9 protein-coding genes and 1 pseudogene are annotated in these 10089 nt (G+C 67.3%); 3 read left to right on the top strand and 7 right to left on the bottom strand.

What is annotated here, in order from left to right; genetic code table 11:
* Positions 1-65: 65 nt before the first annotated feature.
* The 5 genes from rpsT to AQ619_RS18090 all read right to left on the bottom strand — a co-directional run bounded on the left by rpsT (position 66) and on the right by AQ619_RS18090 (position 4947).
* Entirely contained in the window at positions 66-341 is a 276-nt protein-coding gene (gene rpsT / locus AQ619_RS18110; RefSeq protein ID WP_062151057.1) for a 30S ribosomal protein S20, read from the bottom strand.
* A 150-nt stretch (positions 342-491) separates the two neighbouring features.
* Entirely contained in the window at positions 492-1280 is a 789-nt protein-coding gene (locus tag AQ619_RS18105) for an enoyl-CoA hydratase (RefSeq protein ID WP_062151053.1), read from the bottom strand.
* A gap of 93 nt (positions 1281-1373) precedes the next feature.
* Positions 1374-2954: a malate synthase A gene (gene aceB, locus AQ619_RS18100; RefSeq protein ID WP_062151049.1), complete on the bottom strand. Its 1581-nt coding sequence runs from the start codon at positions 2952-2954 to the stop codon at positions 1374-1376.
* A gap of 68 nt (positions 2955-3022) precedes the next feature.
* A complete protein-coding gene (locus tag AQ619_RS18095) occupies positions 3023-3253 on the bottom strand; it encodes a hypothetical protein (protein WP_062151046.1) in 231 nt (76 codons plus the stop codon).
* A 74-nt stretch (positions 3254-3327) separates the two neighbouring features.
* Positions 3328-4947, bottom strand: coding sequence for an isocitrate lyase (locus AQ619_RS18090; protein ID WP_062151042.1), 1620 nt, complete (start codon positions 4945-4947; stop codon positions 3328-3330).
* A 187-nt stretch (positions 4948-5134) separates the two neighbouring features.
* On the opposite strand from AQ619_RS18090, the gene AQ619_RS18085 reads away from it, so the two are divergent.
* Positions 5135-6559, top strand: a complete 1425-nt coding sequence (locus AQ619_RS18085; protein WP_062151039.1) for a helix-turn-helix domain-containing protein — start codon at positions 5135-5137, stop codon at positions 6557-6559.
* Positions 6560-6642: 83 nt separating this feature from the next.
* Here the strand turns inward: AQ619_RS18085 and AQ619_RS19440 are convergent.
* Positions 6643-6781: pseudogene (locus tag AQ619_RS19440) on the bottom strand (hypothetical protein); the annotation flags it as partial.
* Positions 6782-6866: 85 nt separating this feature from the next.
* Positions 6867-7730, bottom strand: a complete 864-nt coding sequence (mutM, locus tag AQ619_RS18080) for a bifunctional DNA-formamidopyrimidine glycosylase/DNA-(apurinic or apyrimidinic site) lyase (RefSeq protein ID WP_062151038.1) — start codon at positions 7728-7730, stop codon at positions 6867-6869.
* Between the two features lie 82 nt (positions 7731-7812).
* On the opposite strand from mutM, the gene AQ619_RS18075 reads away from it, so the two are divergent.
* The gene (locus AQ619_RS18075; RefSeq protein WP_062151035.1) at positions 7813-8571 is read left to right on the top strand and encodes a class I SAM-dependent methyltransferase; all 759 of its coding nucleotides are present in this window, start codon (positions 7813-7815) and stop codon (positions 8569-8571) included.
* A gap of 3 nt (positions 8572-8574) precedes the next feature.
* Entirely contained in the window at positions 8575-10080 is a 1506-nt protein-coding gene (gene ubiB, locus AQ619_RS18070) for a 2-polyprenylphenol 6-hydroxylase (protein WP_062151033.1), read from the top strand.
* The last annotated feature ends 9 nt before the right edge of the window (positions 10081-10089 follow it).

The following is a 10089-nucleotide window of genomic DNA, read 5'->3' as shown; positions in this document are numbered from 1 at the left end:
TGCTCCAGCCGGCCCTTGTAAATACTTGAATTTCCTGAACGAAACTTATTCGTTCACAGGTCTGGTCAGGCGGCGGCCTTGTCCAGCTTCTTCAGTCGGGCAGCGAGGCGCGAGACCTTGCGCGAGCCCGTGTTCGGATGAACGACGCCCTTGGAAACGGCGCGCATCAGTTCCGATTGAGCCTCGACAAAGGCGGCCTTGGCGACGGCGACATCACCGGCCACCAGGGCGTCTTCGAACTTGCGGAGGAAGGTGCGCACGCGCGAACGGCGAGCGGTGTTCACCTCGGTGCGGCGGGCGATCTTGCGGATCGCCTTCTTGGCGCCGGGATTGTTGGCCATGGAAATTGGACCTCGAAACGGACAGCCGCGCGGGACAGCCGCGAAGCAGGGAAAATCTTGAGCGCGCGGATATACGGGAAGCGATGAGATCGGTCAACGGCTGTCGAGGCCGTTTTGCCGAGAGATGCGACAAGCGGTCGCGCCCCGGCCTTAACGGCCCTTAAACTCGGGCTTCCGCTTCTCGACAAAGGCCGCCATCCCCTCCTTCTGATCCTCAAAGGCGAACAGGGAGTGGAACAGGCGGCGCTCCAGGGCCACGCCGGTGGTCAGGGTGGTCTCATAGGCCGCCTGGACCAGTTCCTTGTTCATGGCGACCGCCAGGGGCGACTGGGCAGCGATCTTGGCGGCCATGGCCAGCACCTCGGGAAGCAGCAGGTCGGCCGGGAAGATCCGGCTGACCAGGCCCGAGCGTTCGGCCTCCTCGGCTCCCATCATCCGGCCGGTCAGGATCATGTCCATGGCCTTGGACTTGCCGACGAAGCGGGTCAGGCGCTGGGTGCCGCCGATGCCGGGCGCGACGCCCAGATTGATCTCGGGCTGGCCGAACTTGGCGGTGTCGGCGGCGATGATGAAATCGCACATCATGGCCAGCTCGCAGCCGCCCCCCAGGGCGTAGCCGGAGACGGCGGCGATGATCGGCTTGCGGCACTGCTCGACCGCCCGGGCTCCGGCGGTGAAGAAATCGGCCTTGAACATCTGGGCATAGGTCTTGTCCGACATCTCCTTGATGTCGGCACCGGCCGCAAAGGCCTTGGCCGAGCCGGTCAGGACGATACAGCCCACGGCCTCGTCGGCCTGGGCCTCGCCCAGGGCGACGGCAAGCTCGCCCAGCAGCTGGGCGTTCAGGGCATTGAGGGCCTCAGGGCGGTTCAGACGGATCAGGACGACGCCGGCGGCACCCTCCGGCGCGGTTTCGACGATCAGGGTCTGATAGGCCATCGGCAGGTCTCTCCTTGTGACGCGCACGCTTTATAAAGCGCGTCGCGGCGAAGGGGAGCCCCGGCGGACGTGTTGTGTCCGCCGGGCGCGCCGTCAGTCGATCAGGGCATAGGCCGGCAGGGTCAGGAACTCTTCCAGCGTGTCATTCAGCACCATGCGGGCAAACAGGTGCGCGGCCTCTTCCAGGCGCGGCGAGGGGAAGTCGCGGCGCAGGCCGGTCATTTCATCGGTGAGCAGGCTGACAAACAGCTCCGAACTGATCTCGCGGCCGTCATCGAGAGCGGCATTGAGGCGCACCCATTGCCAGAGCTGGGTACGGCAGATCTCGGCGGTCGCCGCGTCCTCCATCAGATTATAGAGCGGCACGGCGCCCCGTCCCTCGATCCAGGCCTGGGTATAGCGGACCCCGACCCGGATGTTCTCGCGAACCCCGGCCTCGGTGCGCACACCGTCATGCAGAGCGAGCATTTCCGGCTGGGTGATGGTGAGGTCGGCCAGGCGCTTGTCGAGCTGGTTGGGGGTCGGCATCAGGCGGTCGAAGACCTCCATGGCCACCGGCACCAGATCGGGGTGGGCGACCCAGGTGCCGTCATGGCCGGCCCCGGCCTCGCGCTCCTTGTCGGCCCGGACCCGGGCGAAGGCCGCGTCATTGGCGGCCGGGTCACCCTTGACCGGGATCTGGGCCGCCATCCCGCCCATGGCGAATGCTCCGCGGCGGTGACAGGTCTGGATCAGCTTCAGCGAATAGGCACCCAGGAAGGCCTTGCCCATGACCATGGCCGAGCGGTCGGGGGTCAGGAACTCGGCCCGACGGCCCAGACGCTTGATGAACGAGAAGATGTAGTCCCAGCGCCCGCAGTTGAGGCCGGCCATGTGGTCGCGCAGCTCGTAGAGGATCTCGTCCATCTCGAAGGCGGCCGGAATGGTCTCGATCAGGACCGTGGCCTTGATCGTGCCCTGGGCGATGCCAAGCGCGGCCTGGGCGTGGACGAATACCTCGTTCCACAGGCGGGCCTCCAGATGGCTCTCCAGCTTGGGCAGGTAGAAATAGGGACCCGAACCCTGGGCCAGGGACGCCTGGGCATTGTGATAGAAATAAAGGCCGAAATCGAACAAGGCCCCGCTGACGGGCAGGCCATCGACCTCCATGTGGCGTTCCGGCAGATGCCAGCCACGCGGGCGGATGACCAGGACGGCCGGGTTGTCTCCCAGCGCATAGCTCTTGCCGGACTTGGGATCGACGTGGGTCAGGGTGCCGGCCCAGCGATCCTTCAGATTGACCTGGCCCTCAATCAGATTGGCCCAGGTCGGAGAGGTGGCGTCCTCGAAGTCGGCCATGAACACCTTGGCCCCGCAGTTGAGGGCATTGATGATCATCTTGCGGTCGACGGGGCCGGTGATTTCGACCCGGCGGTCCTGCAGGTCCGCCGGGATCGGGGCCACGGTCCAGTCTCCGGCCCGGATCTCCGCCGTCTCCGCCAGGAAGTCGGGGAGCTCCCCGGCGTCGAAGCGGGCCTGGCGCTGGGCGCGGGCCGACAGCAGCTCCCGTCGACGGGCGTCGAACCGGCGGTGGAGGTCGGCCACGAAGGCCAGGGCCTCGGGCGTCAGGATGTCTACGGCCCGCCCCTCGATGGGCCCGTTGATCTGGATATTGGCGGCGATGTCGAGGGGCATGGGTAATCCTGCAGGCTTAGGAAGGGTCTTGGCCCCCGGTGGCCCGGGGACACGGTCGAAAGGGTCTTTTAGGCGGGCTTGGCGTCGGTGGGGCGCACGGTCGGGACGATCTGGTCGCCCCAGTTGCCGGCCCCGTCATGGTGACGCGAGGCGCGGACCAGTTCCACCGAATAGCCGGCGTCGATGGCGCGGCGGACAGCTTCGTTCAGGCGGTGGGAGGCCTCGGCCACACGATCGACGGCGCGTTGCTGGTCGGTCGCCTGGGGCATGGCGGCGGGGGTGAACTTCGTCGCAGACATGGCGTGATCCTGTTGAGAGAGGGTGGGGGTCGCGCCCGCCCCCTGGGGGCGGGGCGGGCGCGCGGGGCCGTCGGCTATTCGGCGGCGAACTGGTTCATGGTGTTGGCGTGACCGCCGGCCTTCAGGGCCCGCTCGCCGGCGACCATTTCCTTGAAGCTGTCGCCGAGATCGGAACCGACCTCGTGCTGGTGCTTCACGGCCGAGACGCCACGGCGGATTTCTTCGCGCTGGACCGAATTGACATAGGCCTTCATGCGCTCGTCGCCGAAATAGCCGCGCGACAGCTCGTCCATGCTCTTGGCCGTCAGGTGGAAGGTCGGCAGGGTGATCAGGTTGTGGAACACCCCGGCCCGGGCCGAAATGTCGGCCTGGAAGGCGGCCAGGCGGGCATCGGTCTCGCGGCCGAGGTCGGTCGCATCATACTCGGCCGACATCAGGCTGTTGCCCTCGGGATAGGAGTCCTTGTGGATCTTGCCCTCGGCGATCCACTGGTCACGGACCTGCTTGCGCAGGTTCAGGGTCCAGTTGAACGACGGAGAGTTGTTGTAGGTCAGCTTGGCGTTCGGAACGACCTTGCGGATCTCCGACACCATCGAGGCGATCTCGTCGACATTGGGGGTGTCGGTCTCGATCCACAGCAGGTCCGCCCCGCCCTGGGTCAGGGAGGCGATGCAGTCCTCGATGACACGGGCCCGGCCGGTGCCGTCCTGGAAGGCGAACAGGCCATTGGGCATGCGCACCGGCTTGACGAACTGACCGTCGCGATAGAGCGCGACCTCGCCGCTATGGATGGGATTCTCGGCCGTGATGGCCTCGGTCTTCAGCCACTTGATATAGTCGCTGGCCAGATCGCCGGGCTCCTGGCTGACCGGGATCTTCTGGGTCAGGCCGGCGCCGAGGCTGTCGGTGCGGGCCACGATGACGCCGTCATCGACGCCGAGTTCCTCGAAGGCCAGGCGGCAGGCGCGCAGCTTTTCGATGAAGTCTTCGCGCGGCACGGTGACCTTGCCGTCCTGGTGACCGCACTGCTTGGCGTCGGAGACCTGGTTTTCGATCTGCAGGCAGCAGGCGCCGGCCTTGATCATTTCCTTGGCCAGCAGATAGGTGGCGTTCTCGTTGCCGAAGCCGGCATCGATGTCGGCGATGATCGGCACGACATGGGTCTCGAAGCCGTCAATGGCCTCGATCGCGGCGGCCTCGGCGGCCGTGTCGCCGGCCTGGCGGGCGGCGCGCAGGGTCTTGAACAGGTCGTTCAGGCCCACCTCATCGGCCTGGCGCAGGGAGACATAGATCTCCTCGATCAGATCGACCACGGCGGTCTTCTCGTGCATCGACTGGTCGGGCAGATGGCCCCAGCGATTGCGCAGGCCGGCGACCATCCAGCCCGACAGATAGACATAGGCACCCTTGGTGGTGCCGCGCAGGCGCTTGACCGACTTGATCATCTGCTGGGCATGGAAGCCCGACCAGCAGCCCAGCGACTGGGTGAACTGGGCGCTGTCGCGATCATAGTCGGCCATGTCGGCGCGCATGACTCCGGCCATGTCGCGGGCGATGTCCAGATGGGTCGAATAGGTGTTCTGCAGCTTCAGCTGGATGATGTCGTCGATGGCGATGCCGCCCGAGGTCACGCCATCGGGATAGCGGCCCAGCAGTTCCTGGCGGTGTTGGGCATAGGTCTTGCGCAGCGTCATTGGTCTTGGTCCCACATCAGGCGCCGAGCCCTCCTGCGCGGCCGAAAGCCGGATGCGAGGAGCGGGTCGGACAAGAAAACTCGTGAGAGGGAGCTAAGGCCAGGGCGGGGCGGCCGTCGAACCTATTGAAGACGATTTGTCACAATGACACTTTGTGTGTTCTGTAAATCTGTGACAAGTTGACCGAATGGCGACCAACGACAAAAAGCTGTTTCTCGGCGGCCGGCTCAAGCGGCTGCGGCGCGACCTGGGCGTGACCCAGAGCCGGATGGCCGAAGACCTCGGGGTCTCGGCCAGCTATCTCAACCTGCTGGAGCGCAACCAGAGGCCGGCCACCGCCCAGATCCTGCTGCGCCTGGCCGATGCCTATGACCTGGACCTGCGCAGCCTGTCGGCCGACGATCCGGGCGGCGGGGCGGGCCTGGAAGAGGTGCTGTCCGACAGCATGTTCACCGATCTCGGCGTCAGCCGCCATGAGGCCGCCGAGGTGGCGGAGCTTTCCCCCGGCTTCGCCGAAGCCATGACCCGTCTCTATCGCGCCTATCTGGACCGCGGCCGGCTGATCGATCTGGGGGTCTTCGAGCGACCGGACGGGGCGGCGGGCCTCTCCTCGCAGTCGCCGACCGACTGGGTGCGCGACCTGGTCAGCGCCCAGCGCAACCATTTCGCCGAACTCGAGACGGTCGCCGAAACCATCGTGGCAGCGATGAAGGCCGATCCGCAGGATCTCGGACCGGCCGTCCGGGCCCGGCTGCAGGAGCAGTTCGGCATCCAGACGCGGGTCATGCCGGTCGAGACCATGGCCCATTCGCTGCGGCGCTATGATCACCACCGCAAGCGGCTGATGATTTCCGAGACCCTGGCCCCGGCCAGCCGCATCTTCGCCATGTGCTACCAGCTGGGCCTGATGGAGGCCGGCGAGATCCTGACGACCCTGACCAACCGCTTCCAGGCCCCGGACCGGGCCACCCGCCAGCTGCTCAAGGTGTTCCTCGACAACTATCTGGCCGCCGCCATCATGATGCCCTACGAGCCGTTCCTGGCGGCCATGCAGGCCAGCGGCTACGATATTGAACGGGTCCGCTCGCGGTTCGGCATCAGCTATGAACAGGCGGCCCAGAGGCTGACCACCCTCAGCCGGCCGGGCGCGCGGGGCGTGCCCTTCTTCATGATGCGCCTGGATGCGGCCGGGAACATTTCCAAGCGCTTCGCCGCCGGCCCGTTTCCGTTCTCCCGCTTCGGCGGCGCCTGTCCGCGCTGGAACGTGCATGACAGCTTCAAGACCCCGGGGCGGATCATCACCCAGGTCATCGAGACGCCGGACCGCGAGCGCTATTTCACCCTGTCGCGGACCGTGCGGCGGATTTCGGGCCTGCAGGCGGGTCTCGAGGACGAGCTGGTCATCGGCCTGGGCTGCGAGCTGAAATTTGCCGGCAAGCTGGTCTATGCCCGCGGCCTCGACATCGCCGCCCCGGCGGCCGTCGAGATCGGACCCTCATGCCGGATCTGCGAACGCCCCGCCTGCCCCCAGCGCGCCGCCGCCCCGATCAACCGGACCCTGCTGGTCGAGGAAGCCAACAAGGCTCTCTCGCCCTTTCCTTTTGTCAGCTGACGCTCAGACCGGAGGGGCGGGACGGGCTGTCCTTGAAGCTCGCGGCGAGATGATCGGGGGCGTGGAAAGCCGTGGGGTGCTTTCGACCTTGGTCGGACGTTCATGGTCCCTCTCTCTTTGAGAGAGGGAGGGGCCCGTCCCGGCGAAGGCCGGGATGGGAGGGTGAGGGGTTACGAGGCGGGACGGCGTGCCGGCACTCCGTCAAACGCCGTAACCCCTCACCCCAACCCTCTCCCTTTGGGAGAGGGAGCATGTCCGCTTGCCGCCCCATGCCGACCTTGGAAAAGACCGCTCCGAGGCAGCCCCCCTAAACCTGACACACCGGGCAATAGAACGTCGACCGCCCCGCCTGGACCTCGCGGGCAATAACTCCCTTGCAGCCCCGGGTCGGACAGGCCTCGCCCTCGCGGTCATAGACCCGGAAGCGGTGCTGGAAATAGCCCAGGGCCCCGTCGGCGGCGGCGAAGTCCTTCAGGGTCGAGCCCCCGACCTCGACCGCCTCGGCCAGGACCTCCTTGATGATGGTCGTCAGGGGGCCCAGGCGCTTGCCGGCGATCATCCCCGAGGGCTTGAACGGCGAGATGCCCGCCCGGTGCAGGGCCTCGCAGACATAGATATTGCCCAGGCCCGCGACGGTCTTCTGATCCAGCAGCAGGGTCTTGGGGCCCTGCTTGCGGTTCGCAAAGGCCCTGACCAGGGTCTGGGCGGTAAAGCCCTCGCCCAGGGGCTCGGGGCCCATGGTCGAAAACCACGGATGGCGGTCCACCTGGTCGGTGGCGATCAGGTCCATGAAGCCGAAGCGGCGGGGGTCGTGATAGGTGACCACCGCCCCGTCTTCCGTCTCGAAGACCACATGGGCGTGCTTGTCGTCGGGCTTGACCTCGCGGGCGAAGTCGCCGGGGCGAATGGTGCCCTCGGGCACGGCGATCTCGAACCGGCCGGTCATGCCCAGATGCATGACGAGGGTGTCGCCGCGATCGAGCGGGGCCAGCAGATACTTGGCCCGGCGGTCCAGCCGAAGGATCCTCGCCCCGGTCAGCCTCTGGACGAAGCCCTCGGGTAGGGGAAAGCGCAGATCGGGCCGGTTGGCGCGCACGCGGCTGAGCCGCGCGCCGCTCAAGGTGGGTTCCAGGCCGCGCCGGACGGTCTCGACTTCGGGCAATTCGGGCAAGGGTTGGCCTCAAGAAGGTGACGTGACGCGACGCGCGGTCTAATAGCGGACGACCTTATATAGAGCCTGGCCGAAAGACGTCATGAGCAAGCCCGCAGCCACATTCGGTTTCAAGGACGTCGATCCTTCGGTGAAGGCGGGCCTGGTGCGGGGCGTTTTCGATCGCGTCGCCAAGAACTATGACCTGATGAACGACCTGATGAGCGGGGGCGTTCACCGTCTGTGGAAGGACGCCGTCGCCGCACGGCTCAATCCGCAGCCGGGCGAGATCATCATCGACTGCGCGGGCGGCACCGGCGACATGGCCCGCCGCTTTGCAAAGATGGCCCGCCGCGCCCAGGAGCGCCGGGGCGGCCCCGATGCGATGATCAATATCATCGACTACAATGCCGAGATGATCGCCGCCGGCATCGACAAGGGCGGCGAGCCTGAAATCACCTGGACGGTCGGCGACGCCCAGCGCCTGCCCCTGCCCGATGCCTATGCCGACGCCTATGTGATCTCGTTCGGCATCCGCAATGTCACCGACATCGACGCAGCCCTGCGTGAGGCGCGCCGGGTCCTGAAGCCGGGCGGGCGGTTCATCTGTCTGGAATTCTCGCGGCCGGTCACCGAAGCCCTGGCCAGGGCCTATGACGCCTACAGCTTCAAGGTCATCCCGCAGGTCGGGGAATGGGTGGCCAGGGATCGCGACGCCTATCAGTACCTGGTCGAGAGCATCCGGCGCTTCCCCGACCAGAGGACCTTTGCCGCCATGATGGAAAAGGCCGGCTTCAAGCGGGTGACGATCAGCAACTTCACCGGCGGCGTCGCGGCCATGCACCAGGGCTGGGCCGTCTAGCCCATGGGCCAGATGTCCGCGTTCTGGCGCCTGATCGGCGCGGGCTGGGTCCTGATCCGGGCCGATGCCCTGATCCCGCGCGAGCTGGACCCCCTGCTGCCGCCGTCGGCGCGGCTGGCGGCCCGGACCCTGCGGCTGTTTTCCGGTCCCCGCGCGCGTCTCGGACGGCCGGGACAGAGGCTGGCCGGTGCCCTTGAGGGCCTGGGTCCCGCCGCGATCAAGATGGGCCAGTTCCTGTCGACCCGGGCCGACATCTTCGGCACCCCCTTCGCCGAGGACCTGTCGCGCCTGAAGGACCGTCTGGCCCCCTTCCCGCTCGCCGAGGCCCGCGAGGAGATCGAACGCAGCCTGGGCCGTCCGGTCGAGACCCTGTTTGCCGAGCTGGAGGCCCCGGTGGCCGCCGCCTCCCTGGCCCAGGCCCATCCGGCCCGGCTACTCGACGGCCGCAAGGTGGCGGTCAAGGTCCTGCGCCCAGGGATCGAACGCCGCGTGGCCGAGGACAGCGCCGTTCTGCGTCTGGCCGCCGACCTGGCCGAAGGCCTGGTGCCCGCCGTTCGCCGCCTGAAGCCACGCGACTTCGTCGAGGTGGTGATCCGGGCCCTGGATCTGGAAATGGACCTGCGCTTCGAGGCCGCCGGCTGCGCCGAGCTCGGCGAGGTCATGGCCAAGGACGCCTATATGTCGGCCCCGGCCGTGGTCTGGCAGGGGGTCGGCAAGCGGGTCCTGACCCTGGCCTGGGCCGAGGGCGCGCCCCTGTCGGATCCGCAAGCGCTCGAGCTTCCCGGTCTGGACCGCAAGGTCCTGGCCGAGAACATCACCCGGGGTTTCCTCGCCCAGGCCCTGGATCACGGCCTGTTCCACGCCGATCTGCACGAGGGCAATCTGTTCGTCGCCGCCCCGGACAGGGTGGTGGCCGTCGACTATGGAATCATCGGCCGCCTGGGCCCCGGCGAGCGGAAATATCTGGCCGAGATCCTCTACGGCTTTCTCAACCGCGACTATCCCCGCGTCGCCCGCATCCATTTCGACGCCGGCTATGTTCCGGCCCACCAGGATGTCGACGCCTTTGCCCAGGCCCTGCGGGCGGTGGGCGAACCGGTCTTCGGCCTCGATGCCCGCGACATCTCGATGGGCAAGCTGCTGGCCCAGCTGTTCGAGATCACCGCCCTGTTCGACATGGCCCTGCGGCCGGAACTGGTCCTGCTGCAGAAGACCATGGTCACGGTCGAGGGCGTGGCCCGCCGCATCGACCCGGCCCACGATATCTGGGCGGCCGCCGATCCGGTGGTCCGTCGCTGGATCACCCGCGAACTCTCCCCCGCCGCCAAGGTCCGCGACTTTGCCGACGAAGCCCTGAAGGCTCTGCGCGCCATCGCCCGCCTGGCCGAGGCACCGCCGGTTGCCGCCCAGGCGGCCGCCCCGGCCAAGCCCCGTCCCCTGACCTGGTTCGCGACCGGCGCAGCCGTGGCCGTGGTGGCCATCACCGCCATCGTCCTGGTGTTCGGCTAGAGCCTTTTT

It is taken from the genome of Caulobacter henricii (assembly GCF_001414055.1).
In the GTDB taxonomy this organism is placed as follows: Bacteria; Pseudomonadota; Alphaproteobacteria; order Caulobacterales; family Caulobacteraceae; genus Caulobacter; species Caulobacter henricii.
This window is presented reverse-complemented; position numbering and strand designations above follow the sequence as displayed.

What these genes read in the sequence shown, in the direction of transcription:
- rpsT (WP_062151057.1), bottom strand. Translation starts at nt 341, where the DNA reads ATGGCCAACAATCCCGGCGCCAAGAAGGCGATCCGCAAGATCGCCCGC.
- AQ619_RS18105 (WP_062151053.1), bottom strand. Translation starts at nt 1,280, where the DNA reads ATGGCCTATCAGACCCTGATCGTCGAAACCGCGCCGGAGGGTGCCGCC.
- aceB (WP_062151049.1), bottom strand. Translation starts at nt 2,954, where the DNA reads ATGCCCCTCGACATCGCCGCCAATATCCAGATCAACGGGCCCATCGAG.
- AQ619_RS18095 (WP_062151046.1), bottom strand. Translation starts at nt 3,253, where the DNA reads ATGTCTGCGACGAAGTTCACCCCCGCCGCCATGCCCCAGGCGACCGAC.
- AQ619_RS18090 (WP_062151042.1), bottom strand. Translation starts at nt 4,947, where the DNA reads ATGACGCTGCGCAAGACCTATGCCCAACACCGCCAGGAACTGCTGGGC.
- AQ619_RS18085 (WP_062151039.1), top strand. Translation starts at nt 5,135, where the DNA reads ATGGCGACCAACGACAAAAAGCTGTTTCTCGGCGGCCGGCTCAAGCGG.
- AQ619_RS18075 (WP_062151035.1), top strand. Translation starts at nt 7,813, where the DNA reads ATGAGCAAGCCCGCAGCCACATTCGGTTTCAAGGACGTCGATCCTTCG.
- ubiB (WP_062151033.1), top strand. Translation starts at nt 8,575, where the DNA reads ATGGGCCAGATGTCCGCGTTCTGGCGCCTGATCGGCGCGGGCTGGGTC.